The organism is Pseudomonas sp. MYb118 (genome assembly GCF_040947875.1).
Classification (GTDB): domain Bacteria; phylum Pseudomonadota; class Gammaproteobacteria; order Pseudomonadales; family Pseudomonadaceae; genus Aquipseudomonas.
The window spans coordinates 301,571-325,631 of record NZ_JBFRXN010000001.1 but is presented as its reverse complement, the minus strand read 5'-3'; the positions used below and the strand labels follow the sequence as shown (position 1 = coordinate 325,631).

Here is a 24,061-nt window from a genome sequence, read left to right as displayed (position 1 = left end):
GGGTTGAACAAGAATCCACTGTAGGAGCGAGCTTGCTCGCGATAGCGGAGCATCAGGCGACACAACTGGTGAATGCCCCACCGCTTCGCGAGCAAGCTCGCTCCTACAGGGGGCCGCTACGCAGATATGCCGTGCTCAGCCAGGAAGCTGACAAACGCCTCTTCATCCAGCACTTTCAGCCCCAGCTCATTGGCCTTGGCCAGCTTGGAACCCGCACCCGGGCCCGCCACCACGCAATGGGTCTTGGCCGATACCGAGCCGGCCACCTTGGCGCCCAGGCTTTCCAGTTTTTCCTTGGCTACGTCACGGCTCATCAATTCCAGCGAGCCGGTCAGTACCCAGGTCTGCCCTGCCAGCGGCAAGCCTTCGACGACTTTTTTCTCGCTCTGCCAATGCATGCCGAACTCGCGCAACTGCTGTTCGGCGGCTAGCGCCAGTTGGCGGTTCTCGGGCAAGGCGAAAAACTCGCGCACCGAGTTGGCCTGTTTCTCCGGCAAAGCCTGGCGCATGTCCAGCCAGTCGGCATCCATCACCGCCTCGAGCGAACCGAAGCGGTCCGCCAGTTTCTGCGCCCCGCCCGGCCCCACCGATGGAATGTGCAACTTGTCGAGCAAGCCGCCCAGGGTGGTGCTGGCGGCAAACTCGGCGCCCAGCTCGCCCTGATCCTGAATCTGCAAACCATGCTTGAGCAGGTCGGCGATGACCTGCTGGTTGTGATGGTCTTCGAAGAAGCTGTGAATCTCGTGCGCCACTTCCAGGCCGACATCCGGCAAGTAGGTCAGCACGTTGGGCAAGGCTTGCTGCACCCGCTCAAGCGAGCCCAACGAGCGCGCCAACACCTTGGCCGTCTCCTCACCCACATCGGGAATGCCCAAGGCATAGATGAAACGCGCCAGGCTCGGCCGCTTGCTGTCCTCGATGGCGCTGAGCAGCTTCTTGCTGGACAGCTCGGCAAAGCCCTCCAGGTCAACGATGTCTTCGAACTTCAGCGCATACAGGTCGGCCGGCGAACTCACCAAACCTTCATCGACCAGTTGCTCGACGCTCTTGTCGCCCAGGCCTTCGATGTCCATGGCGCGGCGCGAAACGAAATGGATGATCGCCTGCTTGAGCTGCGCACCGCAGGCCAGTCGGCCGACGCAGCGGTACACCGCACCTTCGCTGACGGTCTCGCGGCCCTTGCTGCGCTTGACCAGTTGCGTGCGCTCGACGTGGGAGCCGCACACCGGGCAATTCTCGGGAATGTGCACCGCCCGCGCACTTTCCGGGCGCCGCTCGGTCACCACCTGCACCACTTGCGGAATCACGTCGCCGGCGCGGCGGATGATCACGGTGTCACCGATCATCAGGCCCAGGCGCGCCACTTCATCCATGTTGTGCAACGTCGCGTTGGCCACCGTGACCCCGGCGACCTTGACCGGTTTCAAGCGTGCCACCGGCGTCACCGCGCCGGTACGACCGACCTGGAACTCGACGTCGAGCAACTCGGTGAGTTCTTCCATGGCCGGGAATTTATGGGCGATCGCCCAACGCGGTTCACGCGCGCGGAAACCCAGTTCGCGCTGGGAGGCGATGCTGTTGACCTTGAACACCACGCCATCAATTTCGTAGGCCAGGCCATTACGCCGCTCACCGATATCGCGGTAGTAGTCCAGGCACTCGTCGATGCCGTGAGCCAGTTTCAGCTCGCGACTGATCGGCAGGCCCCAGGCTTGCAGTTGTTTGAGGTTGCCAATGTGGGTGTCGGCGATGTCCTGGGAAATCTGGCCGATGCCGTAGCAGCAGAACTCCAGCGGACGGTTGGCGGTGATCTTCGAGTCCAGCTGGCGCAGGCTGCCCGCCGCCGCGTTGCGCGGGTTGGCGAAGGTCTTGCCACCGGCCTCCAGTTGCGTGGCGTTGAGCCGTTCGAAACCGGCCTTGGACATGAACACTTCGCCGCGCACTTCAAGGGTGGCCGGCCAGCCCGTGCCTTGCAGCTTGAGCGGGATGTTGCGCACGGTGCGCACGTTGACGCTGATGTCCTCGCCGGTGGTGCCATCGCCGCGGGTGGCGCCGCGCACCAGCACGCCGTCCTGGTACAAGAGGCTGACCGCCAGGCCATCGAGCTTCGGCTCGCAGCTGTACTCCACCGCCGGGCCGCCACCGAACAAGTCGCCGGCTGGCTGATCGAGGCCTTCGTTGACCCGGCGATCGAACTCGCGCATGTCGGTTTCTTCGAAGGCGTTACCGAGGCTGAGCATCGGCACTTCATGGCGCACCTGGGTGAACGCCGACAACGCCGCGCTGCCGACACGCTGGGTCGGCGAGTCGCTGGTGATCAGCTCCGGATGCTCCGCTTCCAGGGCCTTGAGTTCGCGGAACAGGCGGTCGTATTCGGCGTCCGGAATGCTCGGCTCGTCCAGCACGTGGTAGCGATAGTTGTGCTGATCCAGTTCAGCGCGCAGCTCTAGAATGCGGGTTTTAGCGGCGGTCATGGGTGTTCTCTCATAAAGCAAAAGAGCAGCCGAAGCTGCTCAATTTGTTAATGCGGCAAAGCTTATTGTAGGAGCCGAGCTTGCTCGCGATGGCGATTTCAAGGACGCCATCGCGAGCAAGCTCAGCTCCTACAGGTACAGGTCGCGCGGCGCGACCTGTTCTCAACGCTTCTGGGTCAGTGCGCGACGTTCGAACTCGACGATGCGCTGACGGTAATGTTCGATGGTCTGGGCGGTCAGCACGCTGCGCTGATCGTCCTTGAGTTCGCCGTTCAGCTCCTGGGACAGCTTGCGCGCCGCTGCCACCATCACGTCGAAAGCCTGCTTGGGGTGACGTGGGCCTGGCAGACCGAGGAAGAAGCTCACCGCCGGGGTGCTGAAATGGTCGATGTCATCCAGGTCAAAGATGCCTGGCTTGACCGCGTTGGCCATGGAGAACAGCACTTCACCGTTACCCGCCATGCTTTCGTGGCGATGGAAAATGTCCATCTCGCCGAAGCGCAGGCCGCTTTCGAGGATGTTCTGCAACAGAGCCGGGCCCTTGAAGCCGGCGGCGTCGCGGCAGATCACGCTGATCACCAGCACTTCCTCGGCTTGCGGCTGATCCTTGTCGCCCAGCGCAGGCGAGGATTTGCTGTCGTCCGGGAAATCGTCGTCACGGCTGCTGAAGCTCGGGCCGCCATCCAGGTCCAGGCTCAGGTTCATGTCGCCCTGGGCAGGCTCGGAATGACCACGCTTGCCGCGCTTGGCGACTGGCTCACGGGTTTCGCGAGGCTCGCGGGCCGGTGCACTGACCGACGGCAGGTCATGCTCGTCCAGTTGCGGCTCTTGATGGGTATCGAGCACGCGGGACGGACCCAGCAGCTCGGCATTGCCGTCGTCATCCGGCAAATTGGACAGATTTCGATCAAGACGGAACTTCAGCTTCCCCTTGCCGCCGCGCATCCGGCGCCAGCCATCAAAAAGAATACCGGCAATGACAATGATGCCGATGACGATCAGCCACTCGCGCAGACCGATTTCCATGTAATCCCGTGCCTCTATAAAAAATGCTGAAAAATAAGGGGTTTACAACTGGTAAACCGCTTTAAAACGTGGCGCCAACTCTATGTTCTGACAGGCGTTTTGCCCACGTATACGAAAAATTGACATTAAACTAGCACGACCAAAGACAACTTTACACCGTCTGTCACCATGGCTTGCGCGAATATGTCGATTTGCCAGCAAGAACAAGCGTTCAGAAAGGCCTTACAGACTGAAAACTATAGTTCCTACTCACACCGGCTCAGGCATCCACCATCGCCATCGCTTCCTCGACATCCACTGCCACCAGTCGCGAACATCCCGGTTCGTGCATCGTCACCCCCATCAATTGATCAGCCATTTCCATGGCGATCTTGTTGTGGGTGATGTAGATGAACTGCACCGTCTGCGACATCTCCTTCACCAATCGTGCGTAACGTCCGACGTTCGCGTCGTCCAGTGGCGCATCCACTTCATCGAGCATGCAGAACGGTGCCGGATTCAACTTGAAGATGGCAAAAACCAGGGCCAATGCGGTCAGGGCTTTTTCGCCACCGGAGAGCAAATGGATGGTGCTGTTCTTCTTTCCTGGCGGACGCGCCATGATCGTCACCCCTGTATCGAGTAGATCTTCGCCCGTCAGTTCCAAATAGGCGCTGCCTCCACCGAAAACTTTTGGGAAAAGCGCCTGTAAACCGCCATTGATCTGATCAAAGGTATCCTTGAAGCGGTTGCGGGTCTCCTTGTCGATCTTGCGAATTACGTTCTCGAGCGTATCCAGCGCTTCCACCAGATCGTCGTTCTGCGCATCCAGATAACGTTTACGCTCCGATTGTTGCTGGTATTCGTCGATGGCCGCGAGGTTGATCGCGCCCAGGCGCGCAATGCGTGCGGCGATGCGCTCGAGTTCTTCTTCGGCGTCCTTCTCGTTGGCCTCGGCGGCCAGGGTGGCGAGCACGCCGTGCAGGTCGTAACCGTCGGCGAGCAACTGATCTTCCAGAGCCTTGCGGCGCACGGTCAGGGCTTGCCATTCCATGCGCTGGGATTCCATCTGGCCACGGATCAATTGCGATTGCTGCTCGGCCTGGTTGCGGCGTTTCTCGGCGTCGCGCAGTTCACGGTCGGCATCTTCCATGGCGATCTGCGCGGTCTTGAGTTCTTCGTCGACGGTCATGCGCTTGTCGAGCAATTCCTCGAGCTTGAGCCGCAGCTCTTCCAGCGGCGCCTCGCCCTCCTCCAGATTGAGACTCAGCTGTTCACGTTTTTCGGTCAGGCGCTCGGACTGCATTTCCAGGCGCTCCAACGCCTGGCGCGTGGAGTCGTGCTGCGCGCGCAACGAACCCAGGCGCACGGCCAACTGGTGAGCGTGATCCTTGTGCTGCCGCGCTTCCTGGCGCACACGGTCGAGGCGTTCGCGCAGGCTGTCACGCTGGGCCAGCAGCAATTCGCGTTGCTCGGTGTCCAGCGCCATGGCATCCAGGGCGTCCTGCAATTGCAGGCGCGCTTCACCAATGTTCTCGTGCTCCAGCTCGCGCTGCTCGGCCAGCTCGGTCAGTTCGTCATCCAGCCGGCTGCGGCGCAAGGTCAACTGTTCGGCCTTGGCCTTGCCGGCGGACAGTTGTGCCTTGAGTTCGCCCTGCTGGCGCGCCTCGTCCTGCAACAGACGACGCAAATGCTCGCGACCGTTTTCCTGCTGGCGCTGCTGTGCCCGCAGGTTTTGCAATTGGGTTTCCAGAGCCTCGACCGAAGCTTCGCGCTCTTCGCGCTCCAGGCCCAGTTGCTGGATCTCCTGCCCGCGGGCCAGCACGCCGCTTTCCGCTTCGCTGGCCCGACGCACGCGCAGGAAGTGCCGGCCGACCCAGTAACCATCGCGGCTGATCAGGCTTTGCCCGTCCGCCAACTGGCCACGCAGGGCCAGAGCCTGTTCGAGGCTGTCGACCGGCTTGACCTGACCCAGCCACGGCGACAGGTCGATCTGCGCCTCGACCTTGTCCAGCAGACTGCCGGCCACCCGTACGCCATCGCCGGCAGGGCTGAGCAAACGCAAATCGCCCTGGGTAAAACCGCCCAGGTCGATGCCGGCAAAATCGTCCACCAGCACCGCTTGCAGATCGGCGCCGAGCACGGTTTCCACCGCCAGTTCCCAGCCGGCGTCGACCTTCAGGCCTTCGGCCAAACGCGGACGCTGCGCCAGGTTCTGCTCGCGCAGCCACTGGGCGGTGCCGGTGCCCGGATCGAGCGCGGCCTGCTGCAAGGCTTCCAGCGACGCCAGGCGCCCGTTGAGGCGCTGCAAATCGCCCTGCGCCTGTTGCTGCGCCGACAACGCCTGCTGCAATTGCTGGCGCAGTTGCTCAAGGCGTTCGACCTGGGCCTCTTCGCTGGCCTGCAAGTCTTCCAGGGTCGCTTCGCTGGTCGCCAGTTGCTCGGCAAGCTCCATCATCGCCGCGTCTTCCGGGTCCGCCGAAAGCAACTCGCGTTCCTCGGCCAGGCGCTTCTGCCGGTCGGCCAGGCGCTCCAGGCTGGTTTCCAGCTGCTGGATGCGCGCCTGTTGCACTTCGGACTGGCGGCGCGGCTCGGCGGCCGTCAGGTTGAAGGCGTCCCACTGCTCCTGCCAGCCGTGCATGGTGGTTTCGGATTCTTCCAGCGCGGCGGCGGCTTCTTCGGCGGCGGCGCTGGTGACTTCCTGCTCAGGGGTGAGCATGTCCAGCTCTTCGCCCAGGGTCAGCAGCAAGGTGCGGTCGTGGCCCAGGTGCGATTCGGTTTCCAGGCGCGCGCGCTCGGCTTCCTTCAAGTCGTCCTGCAACTGGCGCAGGCGTTGCTGGCCGTGCTGGATGCTCTGCTCGACCCGGGCGATGTCGCCGCCGACCGAATAGAAGCGGCCCTGCACCAGATTGAACCGTTCGGACAGGTCATGGTGTCCGTCGCGCAGGCGCTCGATGCTGGCGTCGGCATTGCGCTGTTCGGCCACCAGCGCTTCGAAGGTGACTTCCTGGTTGCCGATCACCGCTTCGCGCTGCCCGACCTGCTCGTTCAGTGCCTGCCAGCGCAGTGCCGACAACTGGGCCTTGAGCTGACGCTCCTCGCCCTTGTATTCCTGGTACTTCTTGGCCGACTCGGCCTGACGGTGCAGGCGTTCGAGCTGACGTTCGAGCTCTTCGCGCAGGTCGGTCAGGCGCGCCAGGTTTTCGTGGGTGCGGCGGATGCGGTTCTCGGTCTCGCGCCGACGCTCCTTGTACTTGGAGATCCCCGCCGCTTCCTCGATGAAGTTGCGCAGATCCTCAGGCTTGGCTTCGATCAGCTTGGAGATCATCCCCTGCTCGATGATCGAGTAGCTGCGCGGGCCCAGGCCGGTGCCGAGGAAGATATCGGTGATGTCGCGACGACGGCATTTGGCGCCGTTGAGGAAATAGCTGTTCTGGCTGTCGCGGGTGACTTTGCGGCGAATGGAAATTTCCGCGTAGGCGGCGTATTCGCCGATCAGGGTGCCATCGGAGTTATCGAACACCAGTTCGATGCTCGCCTGGCTCACCGGCTTGCGGCTGGTCGAGCCGTTGAAGATGACGTCGGTCATCGACTCGCCACGCAGGTTCTTCGCCGAGCTCTCGCCCATCACCCAGCGCACGGCGTCGATGATGTTCGACTTGCCGCAACCATTGGGCCCGACCACCGCCGCCATGTTACTGGGGAAGTTCACCGTGGTCGGGTCGACGAAGGACTTGAACCCCGCCAGCTTGATGCACTTGAGCCGCACCCTTTAAGCGTCCGTCAGGGCAGAGATCACCAGATCGCAACTGCGCTGGCCATAGGCCGTCAGTACTTCGCGGATCTGTGGGAAATCACGGGCGACCACGGCGGCCAGCAGTTGCTCGAACAACGCCAGGTATTCGCTCATCGACGCCTTGCGCTGGTCGAGGGCCAGGAAATACGCACGGCTCATGGCCGGCTGCAGGTTTTCGACGGTTTCCTGCAAGTAAGGGTTATTGGCGAACGGATACGCGGCGCGCATCACATTGAAGCTGTCATCGACGAAGGTGCGGATGTCCTGGCGCTCGAAGCTGGCCTGCAGGCGCTGCTGGATCTGCACGAACGGCGCGAGGTCGGCCTGGACTTGCCAGCCGGTGGCCACGGCGTTGCCCAGCAGGATGTACAGCTCGCCCATCAGCGTGCACAGGCTGCGCACTTTGTGGGCAGTCAGTTCGGTGACGTGCGCACCGCGTCGCGGCAGGATCGCGATCAGGTGACGACGCTCGAGGATCAACAGGGCCTCGCGGACCGAACCGCGGCTGACATTGAGCGCCAGCGTGACCTTCTGTTCCTGGATGCGCTCCCCGGGCTGCATTTCGCCTCGGATGATGCGCTCGGCGAGGTGGTGAGCGATTTGCTCGGCGAGGCTGTCCGGCGCCTTGAACGTCATGGTTGTCCCTTCAAACTCTTCGATCTGTACAAGCGGCGCAGTGTAGCGCACATGAGCGGTCATGGCGGAGTGCCCACACAGCGGTTTTTGGCATGAATCCAGCAAAAAAGCAGGGGATCACGTCAGGGTCAATACTCAATAAACCTGCTGTCGAGCGAGAAAGCGAATTTTCCTGACCTTTAAGTCAAAAAATCATTGACCCAAAAGTCAGAACTGCTAAATTCGGTTCAAGTCGCTTAACAACAATAATGAATCTGCGAGGCCGTCCGTGATCCAGTTTTTACTCAACCAGGAACTTCGAAGCGAGCACGCCCTGGACCCCAACCTGACCGTGCTCAATTACTTGCGCGAGCATGTCGGCAAACCCGGCACCAAGGAAGGCTGCGCCAGCGGTGACTGCGGTGCGTGCACCGTGGTGGTCGGCGAGTTGCAGACGGACGCGGACGGGCGCGAACACATCCGCTACCGCAGCCTCAACTCGTGCCTGACCTTCGTTTCGTCGCTGCACGGCAAGCAGTTGATCAGCGTCGAAGACCTCAAGCACAAGGGCGAACTGCACAGCGTGCAGAAGGCCATGGTCGAGTGCCACGGCTCGCAGTGCGGGTTCTGCACCCCAGGTTTTGTCATGTCGTTGTTCGCCCTGCAAAAGAACAGCGACGCACCGGATCACCACAAGGCCCACGAAGCGCTGGCCGGCAACCTGTGCCGCTGCACCGGCTATCGGCCGATCCTGGCCGCGGCCGAGCAGTCCTGCTGCGGCCAGCAACCCGACCAGTTCGACGCCCGTGAAGCGCAGACCATCGCCCGCCTGAAAGCCATCGCCCCCACCGACATCGGCGAACTCAACAGTGGCGACAAGCGCTGCCTGGTGCCGCTGACCGTGGCCGACCTGGCCGACCTCTACGACGCTTATCCACAGGCGCGGCTGCTGGCTGGCGGCACCGACCTGGCGCTGGAAGTCACGCAGTTCCACCGCACCCTGCCGGTGATGATCTACGTGGGCAACGTCGCCGAGATGAAGCGCATCGAACGCTTCGACGATCGCCTGGAAATCGGCGCGGCCACTGCCCTCTCCGACTGCTACGAGGCTTTGAAGGCCGAGTACCCGGATTTCGGCGAACTGCTGCAACGCTTCGCCTCCCTGCAGATCCGCAACCAGGGCACCCTGGGCGGCAACATCGGCAACGCCTCGCCGATCGGCGACTCGCCACCGCTGCTGATCGCCCTCGGCGCGCAGATCGTGCTGTGCAAGGGCGACACCCGCCGTACCCTGGCGCTGGAAGACTATTTCATCGACTACCGGGTCACTGCGCGCCAGGAAAGCGAGTTCATCGAGAAGATCATCGTGCCCCGTGCCAGCGCCGAACAGTGGTTCCGTGCGTACAAGGTGTCCAAGCGCCTGGACGATGACATTTCCGCGGTCTGCGCGGCGTTCAACCTGCGCCTGGAAAACGGCGTGATCAGCGACGTCCGTGTGGCCTTCGGCGGCATGGCCGCGATTCCCAAACGCGCCAGCGCCTGCGAAGCCGTGTTGCGTGGCGCAGCGTTCGACAACGCCACCGTGGAGCGCGCCTGCGCCGCCCTGGCCGAGGACTTCACGCCGCTGTCGGACTTCCGTGCCAGCAAGGAATACCGCCTGCTCAGCGCGCAGAACCTGCTGCGCAAATACTTCATCGAACTGCAAACGCCGCACATCGAGACCCGGGTGACCGCTTATGTCTAACCATCACGCCGTAGAGAAGACCCAGGCCGAACTGGCAGAGCTGTTCGCCAAGGACCTGACCACCGGTGTCGGCCGCAGCGTCAAGCACGACAGCGCCGCCAAGCATGTGTCCGGCGAAGCGCAGTACATCGACGACCGTCTGGAATTCCCCAACCAGTTGCACGTGTATGCGCGCCTCTCGGACCGCGCCCACGCGAAAGTCATCAGCATCGACACCACGCCCTGCTACGCCTTCGAGGGCGTGCGCATCGCCATCACCCACGAAGACGTGCCGGGCCTGAAGGACATCGGCCCGCTGCTGCCCGGCGACCCGTTGCTGGCCATCGACACCGTGCAATTCGTCGGTCAGCCGGTGGTGGCCGTGGCGGCCAAAGACCTGGAGACCGCGCGCAAGGCGGCGATGGCGGCGATCATCGAATACGACGACCTGGAACCGGTGCTCGACGTGGTCGAAGCCCTGCGCAAACGCCATTTCGTGCTCGACAGTCACACCCACCAGCGCGGCGATTCGGCAGGCGCATTGGCCACTGCCGAACACCGCATCCAGGGCACGCTGCACATCGGCGGCCAGGAACACTTCTACCTGGAAACCCAGATCTCGTCGGTGATGCCCACCGAAGACGGCGGCATGATCGTCTACTGCTCCACGCAGAACCCCACCGAAGTACAGAAGCTGGTGGCTGAAGTGCTCGACGTGTCGATGAACAAGATCGTCGTCGACATGCGCCGCATGGGCGGCGGTTTTGGCGGCAAGGAAACCCAGGCCGCGAGCCCGGCGTGCCTGTGCGCGGTGATTGCCCACCTCACCGGCCAGCCGACCAAGATGCGTTTGCCACGGGTCGAAGACATGCTGATGACCGGCAAGCGCCACCCGTTCTATGTCGAATATGACGTCGGCTTCGACAGCACCGGCCGCCTGCACGGCATCGCCCTGGAACTGGCCGGCAACTGCGGCTGCTCGCCGGACCTATCGGCGTCCATCGTCGACCGGGCGATGTTCCACTCCGACAACTCGTACTACCTGGGCGACGCCACCATCAATGGCCATCGCTGCAAGACCAACACCGCCTCGAACACCGCCTACCGGGGTTTCGGCGGCCCGCAGGGCATGGTTGCCATTGAGGAAGTGATGGACGCCATCGCCCGCCACCTGGCCCTCGACCCGCTGGCCGTGCGCAAGGCCAACTACTACGGCAAGACCGAGCGCAACGTCACCCATTACTACCAGACCGTCGAGCACAACATGCTCGAGGAAATGACCGCCGAGCTTGAACAAAGCAGTCAGTACGCCGAGCGTCGCGAAGCGATCCGCCGCTACAACGCCAACAGCCCGATCCTGAAAAAGGGCCTGGCGCTGACCCCGGTGAAATTCGGCATTTCCTTCACCGCCAGCTTCCTCAACCAGGCCGGCGCCCTGGTGCACGTCTACACCGACGGCAGCATCCACCTCAACCACGGCGGCACCGAGATGGGCCAGGGCTTGAACACCAAGGTGGCGCAGGTGGTCGCCGAAGTGTTCCAGGTGGAAATGGACCGCGTGCAGATCACCGCGACCAACACCGACAAGGTGCCCAACACCTCGCCGACCGCAGCCTCCAGCGGTGCCGACCTCAACGGCAAGGCCGCGCAGAACGCCGCCGAAACCATCAAGAAACGCCTGGTGGAATTCGCCGCGCGGCAATACAAGGTCAGCGAAGAAGACGTGGTTTTCCACAACGGCCACGTGCGCGTTCGCGATCACATCCTGACCTTCGAGGCGTTGATCCAGCAGGCGTATTTCGCCCAGGTGTCGCTGTCGAGCACCGGTTTCTACAAGACCCCGAAAATCTACTACGACCGCAGCCAGGCCCGTGGCCGGCCGTTCTACTACTTCGCCTTCGGTGCGGCATGCTGCGAAGTGCTGGTCGACACCCTGACCGGCGAATACAAGATGCTGCGCACCGACATCCTCCACGACGTCGGCGCCTCACTGAACCCGGCCATCGACATCGGCCAGGTCGAAGGCGGTTTCATCCAGGGCATGGGTTGGCTGACCATGGAAGAGCTGGTGTGGAACAACAAGGGCAAGCTGATGACCAACGGCCCGGCCAGCTACAAGATCCCGGCGGTGGCGGACATGCCGCTGGACCTTCGCGTGAAGCTGGTGGAAAACCGCAAGAACCCCGAAGACACGGTGTTCCACTCCAAGGCCGTGGGCGAACCGCCGTTCATGCTCGGCATCGCCGCGTGGTGCGCGATCAAGGATGCCGTGGCGAGCCTCGGTGATTACAAGCACCAGCCGAAGATTGATGCGCCGGCGACGCCGGAGCGGGTGTTGTGGGGGTGCGAGCAGATGCGGCAGTTGAAGGTGGCCAGGGCTGCCGAGGCTGAAACCGAGATGGCTTCGCTCTAGACCGAGGCGCGGCCATCGCGAGCAGGCTCGCTCCCACAGTCAATCTGTGGTGCTCACAAAATCACTGTGGGAGCGAGCCTGCTCGCGATGACGGACTGACAGACACACAGATGTCGAGGTGAACATGTACAACTGGATCGACGCCCTCGCCGACCTGCAAAACCGCGGCGAACCCTGCGTGCTGGTGACCATCATCGAAGAGCAGGGCTCGACCCCGCGCAATGCCGGCTCGAAGATGGTCATCAGCGCCCGCCAGGCCTTCGACACCATCGGTGGCGGGCACCTGGAATACAAGGCCATGCAGATCGCCCGCGAGATGCTTGTCAGCGGCAAGCAGGACACCCACCTGGAGCGCTTCAGCCTCGGTGCCAGCCTCGGCCAGTGCTGTGGCGGCGTTACCGTGCTGTTGTTCGAACCGATGGGCCAGGTCCAGGCGCAGATCGCCGTGTTCGGCGCCGGGCACGTCGGCCGCGCGCTGGTGCCGCTGCTGGCCAGCCTGCCCTGCCGGGTGCGCTGGATCGACTCGCGCGATGCCGAGTTCCCCGAGCAGATCCCCCATGGCGTGCGCAAGATCGTCAGCGAAGAACCGCTGGATGAAATCGACGACCTGCCCGCCGGCAGCTACTGCATCGTCATGACCCACAACCACCAGCTGGACCTGGAACTGACCGCCGCGATCCTCAAGCGCAACGACTTCACTTACTTCGGCCTGATCGGTTCGAAGACCAAGCGGGTGAAGTTCGAACACCGCCTGCGCGACCGTGGCTTCGACGCCGCCGTGCTGCAACGCATGCGCTGCCCGATGGGCATCGGCGAGGTCAAGGGCAAGCTGCCGGTGGAAATCGCCATCTCTATCGCCGGCGAGATCATCGCCACCTACAACGCCAATTTCGGCCAGCAGACATCCAGCGCCGAACCGATCGCCAAGCTGCTGCCGGTGTCACGCCGCAGCCAAACCGCACAATTGAAAGCCTCGAACTGAGAACCTTATGCCTCTGACTCGCAAAGCCTACCGCGCCGCCATCCTGCACAGCATCGCCGACCCCGCCGAAGTCGGGATCGAAGCGTCCTACGAGTATTTCGAGGACGGCTTGCTGGTGGTGGATAACGGCCAGATCAGCGCCCTCGGCCCTGCCGGCGACCTGCTGCCGACCCTGCCTGCCGATATCGAGATCAACCATTACCCGAATGCACTGATCACCCCCGGCTTCATCGACACCCACATCCACCTGCCGCAAACCGGCATGGTCGGTGCCTACGGCGAGCAACTGCTGGACTGGCTCAACACCTACACCTTCCCCTGCGAAAGCCAGTTCGCCGACAAGGCCCACGCCGACGAAGTCGCGGACATCTTCGTCAAGGAACTGCTGCGCAACGGCACCACCACCGCGCTGGTGTTCGGCAGCGTGCACCCGCAGTCGGTCAACTCGTTCTTCGAAGTTGCCGAGCGCCTGGACCTGCGCATGATCGCCGGCAAGGTGATGATGGACCGCAATGCCCCGGACTACCTGACCGACACCGCCGAATCCAGCTACGTGGAAAGCAAGGCACTGATCGAGCGCTGGCACGGCAAGGGCCGCCTGCACTACGCGGTCACCCCGCGTTTCGCCCCGACCAGTACACCCGAACAACTGACCCTCGCCGGCCAGTTGCTCGGCGAGTACCCGGACCTGTACATGCAGACCCACATCAGCGAGAACCTCAAGGAAATCGAGTGGGTCAAGGAGCTGTTCCCGGAGCGCAAGGGCTACCTCGACGTCTACGATCACTACCAGTTGCTGGGCGAGCGCTCGGTGTTCGCCCACGGCGTGCACCTGTGCGATGAAGAGTGCGCCCGCCTGGCTGAAACCGGCTCGGCGATCTCGTTCTGCCCGACCTCGAACTTCTTCCTCGGCAGCGGCCTGTTCAACCTGCCGATGGCCGAGAAGCACAAGGTGAACGTCGGCCTGGGCACCGATGTCGGTGGTGGCACCAGCTTCTCGCTGCTGCAAACCCTGAACGAGGCGTACAAGGTCATGCAGTTGCAGGGTGCGCGCCTGAGCCCGTTCAAATCGCTGTACCTGGCCACCCTCGGCGGCGCCCGCGCGCTGCGCCTGGAAGAGCGCATCGGCAACCTGCAACCGGGCAGCGACGCCGACTTCCTGGTGCTGGACTACAACGCCACGCCGCTGCTCAGCTATCGCCTGAAGCAGGCCAAGGACATTGCCGAGACGTTGTTTGTGCTGATGACGCTGGGGGATGACCGGACGGTGGCGCAGACGTATGCGGCGGGGAATCTGGTGCATCAGCGGGATTGATCTGGCGCCTGTGAGGGCGCTATCGCGAGCAGGCTCGCTCCCACACTGGATCTGTGGTGTTTACACATCCCTTGTGGGAGCGAGCCTGCTCGCGATGAAAGCGACGCGATGCCAGATCAGATCTTGGCCGGCGACCGCCCCGCCTTCTTGGTCTGCAGCAGATGCGAGAACACCGCATGCAAGTCGTCCGAGGCGCTTTCCTCGTCGAGGTTGAGCTTGCTGTCGATGTGATTCATGTGGTGCATCATCAGCTCCACCGCAAGCTCGGTGTTGCGCGCTTCGATGGCGTCGATCAGTTGCGTGTGTTCGTCGTAGGAACAGTGCGAACGGTTGCCGCTTTCGTACTGGGCGATGATCAGCGAGGTCTGCGACACCAGGCTGCGCTGGAAGCTGATCAACGGCGCGTTCTTCGCCGCCTCGGCCAGTTTCAGGTGGAACTCGCCCGACAGACGGATCCCCGCACCGCGGTCGCCACGGGAAAAGCTGTCGCGCTCGTCGTTGACCATCTGCCGCAACTCGGCAATCTGCTCGGCTCCCGCGTGTTGCACCGCCAGTTCAGTGATCGCACGCTCTACCAGGCGGCGGGCGAAGAACACCTGACGCGCCTCCTCGACGCTCGGGCTGGCGACCACGGCGCCACGATTGGGCCGCAACAGCACGACGCTTTCGTGGGCCAGGCGCGACAGCGCGCGGCGAATGATGGTGCGGCTGACCCCGAAAATTTCCCCCAGCGCTTCTTCGCTCAACTTGGTGCCGGGCGCCAGGCGCTGTTCGAGGATGGCCTCGAAGATATGCGCGTAGACGATATCGTCCTGGGTTCCGCTGCGGCCGGCTTTGCCTGCTCGCGGTTGTTTCTTGAGGGGCTGCAACTGTTCGTTCATGGGCACTCGGGTCGGGAGAACTGCGGCGAATTGACCGTGACTGTAATACGGCACAGCGGGTCGCTGGCAAGTATCGCGTAAAAAACACGGCGATTGTACACAATGGATGGTGGCAACACGACTGTACGGCTGTTTGTCACCCCGGCTGTATGGCAACGTCTGCTTACATTTGAGTTTAGTCTTTAAACCCCGCTTGACCCGGCCCCTGTAGGAGCGAGCTTGCTCGCGATTGCGGTACTTCTGATACATCAATGTTGAATGGCACGGCCTCATCGCGAGCAATCGAGCGTCGACTGGCTGCTCCTACAGGGATCGGGGATATGTCCATCTGAACCAGGAACACCGCTGTCATGAACGACGCCACACACACGCCCCTGCGCCCCTTGGCCGATACCTCGCCGTCGGCCATCGTCGCCGGTTTCATCGCGATGATGACCGGCTACACCAGTTCCCTGGTGCTGATGTTCCAGGCCGGGCAGGCGGCAGGGCTGACCAGCGGGCAGATTTCCTCGTGGATCTGGGCCATTTCCATCGGCATGGCGGTGTGTTCGATCGGCTTGTCCCTGCGCTATCGCACGCCCATCACCATTGCCTGGTCGACCCCCGGCGCCGCGTTGCTGATCACCAGCCTGGGTGGCGTGACCTACGGCGAGGCCATCGGCGCTTACGTGACCTGCGCGGTGCTGGTGACCATTTGCGGCCTGACCGGCAGTTTCGAGCGGCTGGTGAAGAAGATCCCGGCGTCCCTGGCCGCCGCCTTGCTGGCGGGGATCCTGTTCAAGATCGGCAGCGAGATCTTCGTCGCCGCCCAGCACCGCACCGCCCTGGTACTGGGGATGTTTTTCTCCTACCTCGTGGTCAAGCGCCTGTCGCCGCGCTACGCCGTCCTCGCCGCGCTGCTGATCGGCACGGCGCTGTCGGGCCTGATGGGCCTGCTGGATTTCAGCGCGTTCCACCTGGAGGTGGCGACGCCGGTCTGGACCACGCCGCACTTCTCCCTGGCCGCAACCATCAGCATCGGCATCCCGCTGTTCGTGGTGGCAATGACCTCGCAGAACATGCCCGGCATCGCCGTGCTGCGCGCCGACGGCTACCACGTACCGGCCTCGCCCTTGATCACCACCACCGGCATTGCCTCGCTGTTGCTGGCGCCGTTCGGCTCCCACGGCATCAACCTGGCGGCTATCAGCGCAGCCATCTGCACCGGCCCGCATGCCCATGAAGACCGTAACAAGCGCTACACGGCGGCGGTGTGGTGCGGGATTTTCTACGGCATCGCCGGGGTGTTCGGCGCGACGCTGGCGGCGCTGTTTGCCGCGTTGCCCAAGGAGCTGGTGTTGTCGATTGCCGCACTGGCGTTGTTCGGTTCGATCATCAACGGCCTGAGCATCGCCATGAGCGAAGCGAAGGAACGTGAAGCGGCGCTGATCACCTTCATGGTCACGGCGTCGGGGCTGACGCTGTTTTCCATCGGTTCGGCGTTCTGGGGGATTGTCGCGGGGGTGGTGACGCTGGTGATTCTCAACTGGCGCAAGGCCTGAACATCGCGCACAAAAAAACGGCGACCCTCGGGTCGCCGTTTTTCATGACATCAGGCTTTCGGATTGATCGGCTTTTCCGGGTACCAGACGTCGATCAGCGGGCTGACGGTCATTTCGGTCAGTTCGCTGCGGCCCTTGAGCCAGGCTTCCACAGCAGCACGCTGCTCTTCGGACACCGAGCCACGCTTCTGCAGGCAAACCAGACCGAAGTCGTCGCCGCCAACATAGCCCAGGCCGTTGGCTTCCATGGCTTCTTTGAGGAACGCGTCGAGGAAGGCATCAATGGCTTCTTCGGACAGGTCGTCCTTGAAATCCAGGTTCAGTTCGAAACCCAGCTCTTGAAATTCATCGACGCACAGTTTTTTGCGCAGACGCTGGGAACGGTTAGTTGCCATTGGAACAATCCTCATAAGTATTAACGGGCGGCACTTTAGCAGTTTAAGCGGCCAATTGCCCGGTTCTCTGGGTGCTGCGAGTGACCGTCGGTAAAAAAATAGCGGATCGAACGCCCCGAGCACGGCACAAGCCGCTACACCTTGGGGCATAATGCGGACACTTTCATGTCACTGAGGGACTTTATTTTCATGCCCTCGTCTTTTTCCCCCTCGGCTGTAGGGTTTTATTTCACATGATCAAATCTTTGCGTCCATTGCTGTTGGCCAGCCTTCTGCTCCCCCTGGCCCTCCCCGCTTCCGCCGCCGCTATCAACACCTCGCTGACCCCCAACGTCGAAAAGGCCCTGAAGGCCAGCAAGTTGCCGGACAACGCCCTGTCGCTGGTGATGATCCCGCTCACCGGCCCCGGCACTCCGACCGTGTTCAACGCCGACGTGTCGGTCAACCCGGCGTCCACCATGAAGCTGGTGACCACTTACGCGGCCCTGGAAATGCTCGGCCCCAACCACCAGTGGAAAACCGAGTTCTACACCGACGGCACCCTGAGTGGCGGCATCCTCAACGGCAACCTCTACCTCAAGGGTGGCGGCGATCCGAAGCTGAACATGGAAAAACTCTGGCTGCTGATGCGCGACCTGCGCGCCAACGGCGTGACCCAGGTCACCGGTAACCTGGTGCTCGACCGCGGTTTCTTCGTGCAACCGCAACTGCCCGAATTCAACGATGACGGCAACGACGAGAACAAACCGTTCCTGGTCAAGCCCGACGCGTTGCTGGTCAACCTCAAGGCCCTGCGCTTCGTCGCGCGTAACGACAATGGCCGTGTGCTGGTGTCGGTGGAGCCGCCGATTGCCAGCATCCGCATCGAAAATCAGGTCAAGGCCCTCAACTCCAAGCAATGCACCGGTGGCGTGCGCTACAACCCGGTGACCCAGCCCGATGGTTCGGTGACCGTGACCGTCGGTGGTCAGTTGGGCGACGGCTGCAGCTCGCAGACCTACCTGTCGCTGCTCGACCACGCCACCTACACCGCCGGCGCCGTGCGCGCCATCTGGAAAGAACTGGGCGGCAGCATCCAGGGCCAGGACGTGCTGGCACCGACGCCCAAAGACGCCAAGGTGGTGGCCCGCGCGTTTTCCCCGGACCTGGCGGAAATCATCCGCGACATCAACAAATACAGTAACAACACCATGGCCCAGCAGCTGTTCCTGAGCCTGGGCCAGAAATTCCGCACCGAGGCCGACGGCGATGACGCCCGGGCTGCCCAGCGCGTGGTGCGTCAGTGGCTGGCGAAGAAAGGCATCACCGCGCCGCATCTGGTGATGGAAAACGGTTCCGGCCTGTCGCGCTCCGAGCGGGTCAGCGCCCGGGAAATGGCGGCGATGCTGCAAGCTGCGTGGCACAGCCCGTATGCCGCCGAGTTCATCAGCTCGATGCCGATTGCCGGCACCGACGGCACCATGCGCAAACGCCTGAAGACCACGGCCATGCGCGGCGAAGCCCACGTCAAGACCGGCACCCTGAACACCGTCCGTGCGATTTCCGGCTTCAGCCGTGACGTCAACGGCAACACCTGGGCGGTGGTGGCGATCCTCAACGACAAGGCCCCGTTCGGTGCTTCGTCCGTACTGGACCAGGTGCTGCTGGACCTGTATCGCCAGCCGAAACTGCCGGAGACGGCTTCGGTTCTGTAACCGGCGCCCAGCCGATGCTCGCTTCCTCGTGGGAGCGAGCCCGCTCGCGATGGTCGTCAACGATAACGCGGGTTGCCTGACACCCCTATCGCGAGCAGGCTCGCTCCCACAAGAACACAACCGAACCTGTAGGAGCGAGCTTGCTCGCGATTGCGGTCAGTCATTCGACATCTCCATGACTGACACAACGCCATCGCGAGCAAGCTCGCTCCTACAGGAACGGCGGCAACCTAAATGATCTCGCTTTCCACCCGATCCCTTCCCGCCTGCTTCGCCGCGTAGACACCGGAGTCAGCGCGCAGCAACAGCGCGTCCGCGCCCTCGCCCGGCCGCCAGCTGGCAATGCCGAAACTCGCGGTGACGGTGCCGACTTCGTCGATCGGCGTACTGCGCAGCCCCTGCCACAACTCCAGCGCCAACAGACGAGCGCTTTCGCCGTCGATGTCCGGGCACAGCACCATGAATTCCTCGCCGCCCAGGCGACAGAACACGTCGGTACGGCGTAACCGATGGCCAATGCGTTCGCAGACCGCCTGCAGGACCCGGTCGCCCACCGCATGGCCATGCTGGTCATTGATGCGTTTGAAGTGGTCGATGTCGAGCATGATCACCGACAACTCACCACCGCCCCGCTCGACCCGGGCCATTTCGGTGGTCAGGCGCTCCTGGAAGTAGCGGCGGTTGTGGATCCCGGTCAGCGCGTCGGTGATGGACAGTGCCCGCAGCTCTTCCTCGACCCGTTTCAGGTCGGAGATGTCCGAGATGTAACCGTGCCACAGCACCCCGCCGCCCGGCAGTTCTTCCGGGGTCGCCTCGCCGCGCACCCAGCGCAGGCCACGGGTGGGCAGCAGCACGCGGTACTCTTCGCGCCAGGGGCTCAAGTTGTCCGCCGAGGCGCGGATCGAAGAGCGCACCCGCGAGGTGTCCTGGGGATGAATGCGGGTGAAGATCGACTCGGCGTTGAGTAGCAATACCTCGGGTTCGAGTTCGTAGATCTCGCGGATGCCATCGCTGGCGTAGATCACGCTGAAACGCCCGTCGAACTCCATCTTGAATTGATAGATGCCGCCGGGCAGATGGGCGCTGAGCTTTTTCAGCAGCAGGTCACGCGCCGCCAGCGCTTCATAGACGCGCTTGCGTTCGGTGACGTCGATGCAGACGGCCAGGTGGCCGACCCACAGCCCCTGGTCGTCGAGCACCGGGGTCGCCAGCATGTTCACCGTCAGGTGGCTGCCGTCATCGCGCACCAGGGTCCACTCCCGCGCCTCGTGCCCGCCCTGCTCGCCGCCCTCGACCAGCATCGCCTGGCAGGTCGGGATGGGTTTGCCGTAGCGCGCACTCAACTCAGCCGAACGCGCTTCCAGCTCCCGGGGCAGCAGGAGGTTTTCCAGGGTCATGCGCCCCACCACGCTGTAGCTGGAATAGCCGAGCATCTGCTCTGCCCCGGCGTTGAAGGTGCTGATGACGCCACGCAGGTCGGTGGCGATGATTGCCACCTGGGTCGCAGCATTCAACACGCCGCGCAATTGGCCATGGGTGCCGCGCAGCTCCAGTTCGCGGGCTCGCAGCTCCTCGGTGCGTTGCTCGACCATCTTCAACGCACGCTGGCGCTGGCTGACCAGCACGTAAAGCAGCGCACTGAGCAACAGGCTGAGCAGGCCACCGAGGATCACCAGGCTGTTCACCGAAGAATGGTTGGCACGCAGGAAGGCTTCGGAAGGCTGGATATCCACCTGATAGTCGTGGTCGGCGAGGCGCAGTTCCCGGGTCGCGGCCAGTTCGCTGTCGGCCGGTCCGCTGGGGGATTCGTAAAGCACTTCGTGCTGGTCATCGGTGGACAGGTCGAGGATACGCACCGACAGGTAATCACGGCTGGCTTCCGGCAAGTCTTCCGCCAGCAACTGGCGCATGCTGATCACCGCCATCACATAGCCGAAGGGTTTGCTGCCGGCACTGGCGTCGCGCAGGATCACCGGCGCGACCAGCAGCACACCCCGTGCATAGGCCGGTTCGATGCTGACCAGATGCATCGGCTGCGACACCGCCATCTGCCCGTGCTGGTCGGCGCGTTCGAGGGTGGCACGACGCAGGGGCTGGGCCAGCAGATCGTAGCCCAACGGCGAGCCGAGTTTGCTCTGGGTTTCGCTGAACAGCACCGGCACGTATTCGTCGCGCTCGGCGGCCAGTTGCAACTGTCCGTCGACGTTGAGTTCGCGAATGGTGAAGTCGCTGTAGCCTTCGGCCCGGACCCGGCGCTCGAACTCGGCGCGATCGGCACCGCTCACCCGCAGGGCGAACGAATAGGCCTGGGTGCGGTGCAGCAGGGGTTGGGTGTAGCCGTTGAATTCCTCGCGTTCGACCGCATCGGAATTGATGAAGAAGCGGCGCAAGCCATCGAGGCGCTGTTCCTGGTCTTCGAAACGTTCGGTGATGCGGCTGTAACGCTCACTGGCCAGCAATTGAAAGCGTTCGCGCAATTGCTGTTGAAACAGTTCCAGGGTCGACCAGGCCAGCATCCCGGTGAGAATCCCGCCGACGATCAATACCAGCAGCGCGACCAGCCAGGCCGAAGCGTCTTCACTGATAAAACCCAGAATCTTGGGGCGCACGGAGTGCAACGACATAAAGGCCACTCAAAACGCCAGGTGCTGGAAATGCGCATTGGCCATGTCTTGAGTTATAGCTATTAGCCATCAATTTGGCCAGTGTTCGCCGATGGGTGAAAAGGTCGGCCGGGCCAAAATTGAACCCGACCTGTGGGAGCGAGCCTGCTCGCGATGGACGTTAACGATAACGCGGAGTGTCAGGCACTCGGCAGCGTTTTCACGTTCATCGCGAGCAGGCTCGCTCCCACAGGGGGACAAACCCCACAGAGGTGGGGATTACCGCAGGGTGATCTTCCACGCCCGGTGAATCTTCGCATTACGGGCAAAATCCGGATCAATGGTCTGGGCCGTGATCTCTTCGACCGCATAGCGCTCGCTGAGGTTGGGCTCCAGTTCGAACTTGCGGAAGTTGTTGGAGAAGTACAGCACGCCTCCGGCGGCCAGGCGAGCCATGGCCAGGTCGATCAGTTGCACCTGGTCACGCTGCACGTCGAACACCCCTTCCATACGCTTGGAGTTGGAAAAGGTCGGCGGGTCGATGAAGATCAGGTCGTACTCGTCGCGGGCCGCTTCGAGCCAGGCCATCACGTCGCCCTGCTCCAGACGGTTCTTGTCGGAGAAACCGTTGAGCGACAGGTTGCGACGCGCCCAGTCGAGGTAGGTTTTCGACAGGTCGACGCTGGTGGTGCTGCGCGCGCCGCCCTTGGCCGCGTGCACACTGGCGGTGGCGGTGTAGCAGAACAGGTTGAGGAAACGCTTGCCGGCAGCCTCTTTCTGGATGCGAATGCGCATTGGCCGGTGATCGAGGAACAGCCCGGTGTCGAGGTAGTCGGTGAGGTTGACCAGCAGCTTGACGCCGCCTTCGTTGACCTCGACGAACTTGCCCTGCGCCGCCTGCCGCTCGTACTGCCGGGTACCGCTCTGCCGCTCGCGGCGCTTGACCACCACGCGGCTCTTGTCGATGTTCAAAGCCTGCGGGATCGCCGCCAGCGCGTCGAACATGCGTGCCGAGGCTTTTTCCGGGTCGATGGATTTCGGCGCGGCGTACTCCTGGACGTGCACCCAATCCTGGTACAGGTCGATGGCCATGGAGTATTCCGGCATGTCGGCATCGTAAACGCGGTAGCAGTCGATCCCTTCACGCTTGACCCACTTGCCCAGCGCCTTGAGGTTTTTCTGCAGGCGGTTGGCGAACATCTGCCCGCCTTCGCTCAAGCGCGGTTGCTCGATCACCACCGGAGCCGGTTTGATCGGGTTGCCGTTCTTGTTGTACTGGCGTTCCTGCGGCACGTCCGGGGTTTGCTCGTACGCGGCTTGCTCGCGCTCGATCTGGCGCTGTTCCGGGGTGCGTCGCTCGCCGGTGACGAACTGGTCAGGCTTGACCTTGATCAGCAGCAGTTTGCACGGCAACGCGCCGTTCCAGAACGAGTACTGCTTGTGGCTGCGGATGCCCATGCGCTTGCCCAGGTCCGGGGCACCGGTGAACACCGCCGCTTCCCAGTTCAGGCAGGCCTGGCGCAGGCGTTCGCCGAGGTTCTGGTAGAGGTAGAGCAGACTGGCTTCGTCGCCCAGGCGCTCGCCGTACGGTGGGTTGCAGATCACCAGGCCTTTCTGGTTCTGGTCCGGGCGCGGCTCGAAGGTGGCGACTTCGCCCTGGTAGATTTTGATCCACTCGCTCAGGCCCGCTCGCTCGACGTTGTTGCGCCCCGGCTGGATCAGGCGTGGGTCGGCTTCATAACCGCGAATCCACAGCGGCGGCTTGGCCAGGCCCGCGGCCGCGCGTTCGACGGCTTCTTCATGGAGTTTTTTCCACAGCGCCGGCACGTGACCGAGCCAGGCAGTGAAGCCCCATTGTTCACGGCGCAGGTTGGGCGCCATGTCGGTGGCGATCATCGCCGCCTCGACGAGGAAGGTGCCGACACCGCACATCGGGTCGGCCAGCGCGCCGCCTTCGGCGGCAATGCGCGGCCAGCCGGCACGGATCAGCACCGCTGCCGCGAGGTTTTCCTTGAGTGGCGCCGCGCCCTGCTGCAGGCGGTAGCCGCGCTGGTGCAGGCTGTGGCCGGAGAGGTCGAGGGACAGGATCGCTTCGCCACGGTCCAGGCGCAGGTGTACGCGCAGGTCCGGGTTGAGCTTGTCGATCGAGGGGCGATCGCCCTGCGGGGTGCGCAGCTTGTCGACGATGGCGTCCTTGACCTTCAACGCGCCGAAGTGCGTGTTGTCGATACCCGAACCGTGGCCGCTGAACTCGACGGCCAGGGTGCCGTCGCTGAGCATGTGGTCCTGCCAGTCGATGTCGAGCACGCCGTGGTACAGGTCATCGGCGTTTTTCATCGGGAAGCGCTTGAGCACCAGCAGCACGCGGTTGGCCAGGCGCGACCACAGGCACAGGCGATAGGCGGCTTCCATGGTGGCCATGCCACGCACGGCGGAGGTGTGTTCACGCGCTTCTTCAAGGCCAAGCCCGACGGCTTCCTCGATGAGCAGGCCTTCGAGGCCTTTGGGACAAGTGAGGAAGAGTTCGAAACGATCGGACATGGTGATTCGCGGCCTTTGGCAGAGTGGACCGACAACGCATTGCCGGCCCGGTTTTCAATCAGGCGCTTTTCTCAAAGAGCGCC

14 protein-coding genes are annotated in these 24,061 nt (G+C 63.0%); 6 read left to right on the top strand and 8 right to left on the bottom strand.

The genetic code is table 11. From position 1 onward, the window contains the following. Positions 1-116: 116 nt before the first annotated feature. From ligA to ABVN20_RS01490, 4 genes are all read right to left on the bottom strand, one after another. On the bottom strand, positions 117-2,474 hold the full coding sequence (gene ligA / locus ABVN20_RS01505) for an NAD-dependent DNA ligase LigA (protein ID WP_368553512.1): 2,358 nt from the start codon (positions 2,472-2,474) through the stop codon (positions 117-119). Between the two features lie 162 nt (positions 2,475-2,636). After that, the gene (gene zipA, locus ABVN20_RS01500; RefSeq protein ID WP_368553510.1) at positions 2,637-3,500 is read right to left on the bottom strand and encodes a cell division protein ZipA; all 864 of its coding nucleotides are present in this window, start codon (positions 3,498-3,500) and stop codon (positions 2,637-2,639) included. A gap of 259 nt (positions 3,501-3,759) precedes the next feature. Then, entirely contained in the window at positions 3,760-7,248 is a 3,489-nt protein-coding gene (gene smc / locus ABVN20_RS01495) for a chromosome segregation protein SMC (RefSeq protein WP_368553509.1), read from the bottom strand. Positions 7,249-7,251: 3 nt separating this feature from the next. Then, positions 7,252-7,911, bottom strand: coding sequence for a GntR family transcriptional regulator (locus ABVN20_RS01490; protein WP_368553507.1), 660 nt, complete (start codon positions 7,909-7,911; stop codon positions 7,252-7,254). A 268-nt stretch (positions 7,912-8,179) separates the two neighbouring features. Here ABVN20_RS01490 and xdhA point away from each other — a divergent pair, with 268 nt between their 5' ends. From xdhA to guaD, 4 genes are all read left to right on the top strand, one after another. Beyond that, positions 8,180-9,634 carry a xanthine dehydrogenase small subunit gene (gene xdhA, locus ABVN20_RS01485; protein ID WP_368553505.1) on the top strand — a complete coding sequence of 485 codons (1,455 nt, stop codon included), beginning with the start codon at positions 8,180-8,182 and terminating at the stop codon, positions 9,632-9,634. Further along, complete coding sequence (gene xdhB / locus ABVN20_RS01480) at positions 9,627-12,026, top strand: xanthine dehydrogenase molybdopterin binding subunit (protein WP_368553504.1); 2,400 nt, start codon at positions 9,627-9,629, stop codon at positions 12,024-12,026. Before xdhA ends, xdhB begins: the two co-directional genes overlap by 8 nt. 124 nt (positions 12,027-12,150) lie before the next feature. Continuing rightward, complete coding sequence (xdhC, locus tag ABVN20_RS01475) at positions 12,151-13,008, top strand: xanthine dehydrogenase accessory protein XdhC (RefSeq protein WP_368553502.1); 858 nt, start codon at positions 12,151-12,153, stop codon at positions 13,006-13,008. A 7-nt stretch (positions 13,009-13,015) separates the two neighbouring features. Beyond that, complete coding sequence (gene guaD, locus ABVN20_RS01470; protein ID WP_368553500.1) at positions 13,016-14,323, top strand: guanine deaminase; 1,308 nt, start codon at positions 13,016-13,018, stop codon at positions 14,321-14,323. Between the two features lie 116 nt (positions 14,324-14,439). On the opposite strand, the gene ABVN20_RS01465 is transcribed toward guaD, so the two are convergent. After that, on the bottom strand, positions 14,440-15,204 hold the full coding sequence (locus ABVN20_RS01465) for a GntR family transcriptional regulator (RefSeq protein WP_368553498.1): 765 nt from the start codon (positions 15,202-15,204) through the stop codon (positions 14,440-14,442). Between the two features lie 350 nt (positions 15,205-15,554). Between ABVN20_RS01465 and ABVN20_RS01460 the strand changes: the two genes are divergently transcribed. After that, positions 15,555-16,745 (top strand): benzoate/H(+) symporter BenE family transporter, encoded by a 1,191-nt coding sequence (locus tag ABVN20_RS01460; protein WP_368553496.1) that lies wholly within the window; start codon positions 15,555-15,557, stop codon positions 16,743-16,745. Between the two features lie 50 nt (positions 16,746-16,795). On the opposite strand, the gene ABVN20_RS01455 is transcribed toward ABVN20_RS01460, so the two are convergent. After that, entirely contained in the window at positions 16,796-17,140 is a 345-nt protein-coding gene (locus ABVN20_RS01455) for a YggL family protein (RefSeq protein ID WP_368553495.1), read from the bottom strand. 233 nt (positions 17,141-17,373) lie between these two features. Between ABVN20_RS01455 and dacB the strand changes: the two genes are divergently transcribed. After that, a complete protein-coding gene (dacB, locus tag ABVN20_RS01450; RefSeq protein ID WP_368553493.1) occupies positions 17,374-18,834 on the top strand; it encodes a D-alanyl-D-alanine carboxypeptidase/D-alanyl-D-alanine-endopeptidase in 1,461 nt (486 codons plus the stop codon). Between the two features lie 230 nt (positions 18,835-19,064). Here the strand turns inward: dacB and ABVN20_RS01445 are convergent, their stop codons facing one another. Beyond that, positions 19,065-21,458: a diguanylate cyclase gene (locus ABVN20_RS01445; protein ID WP_368553491.1), complete on the bottom strand. Its 2,394-nt coding sequence runs from the start codon at positions 21,456-21,458 to the stop codon at positions 19,065-19,067. 258 nt (positions 21,459-21,716) lie between these two features. Further along, positions 21,717-23,978 (bottom strand): bifunctional 23S rRNA (guanine(2069)-N(7))-methyltransferase RlmK/23S rRNA (guanine(2445)-N(2))-methyltransferase RlmL, encoded by a 2,262-nt coding sequence (rlmKL, locus tag ABVN20_RS01440; protein ID WP_368553489.1) that lies wholly within the window; start codon positions 23,976-23,978, stop codon positions 21,717-21,719. Positions 23,979-24,061 lie beyond the last annotated feature (83 nt).

Coding starts and splice junctions, on each gene's coding strand:
- ABVN20_RS01460 (WP_368553496.1), top strand. CDS start 15,555: ATGAACGACGCCACACACACGCCCCTGCGCCCCTTGGCCGATACCTCG.
- xdhC (WP_368553502.1), top strand. CDS start 12,151: ATGTACAACTGGATCGACGCCCTCGCCGACCTGCAAAACCGCGGCGAA.
- ABVN20_RS01490 (WP_368553507.1), bottom strand. CDS start 7,911: ATGACGTTCAAGGCGCCGGACAGCCTCGCCGAGCAAATCGCTCACCAC.
- zipA (WP_368553510.1), bottom strand. CDS start 3,500: ATGGAAATCGGTCTGCGCGAGTGGCTGATCGTCATCGGCATCATTGTC.
- xdhB (WP_368553504.1), top strand. CDS start 9,627: ATGTCTAACCATCACGCCGTAGAGAAGACCCAGGCCGAACTGGCAGAG.
- ligA (WP_368553512.1), bottom strand. CDS start 2,474: ATGACCGCCGCTAAAACCCGCATTCTAGAGCTGCGCGCTGAACTGGAT.
- ABVN20_RS01445 (WP_368553491.1), bottom strand. CDS start 21,458: ATGTCGTTGCACTCCGTGCGCCCCAAGATTCTGGGTTTTATCAGTGAA.
- dacB (WP_368553493.1), top strand. CDS start 17,374: ATGATCAAATCTTTGCGTCCATTGCTGTTGGCCAGCCTTCTGCTCCCC.
- guaD (WP_368553500.1), top strand. CDS start 13,016: ATGCCTCTGACTCGCAAAGCCTACCGCGCCGCCATCCTGCACAGCATC.
- ABVN20_RS01465 (WP_368553498.1), bottom strand. CDS start 15,204: ATGAACGAACAGTTGCAGCCCCTCAAGAAACAACCGCGAGCAGGCAAA.
- rlmKL (WP_368553489.1), bottom strand. CDS start 23,978: ATGTCCGATCGTTTCGAACTCTTCCTCACTTGTCCCAAAGGCCTCGAA.
- ABVN20_RS01455 (WP_368553495.1), bottom strand. CDS start 17,140: ATGGCAACTAACCGTTCCCAGCGTCTGCGCAAAAAACTGTGCGTCGAT.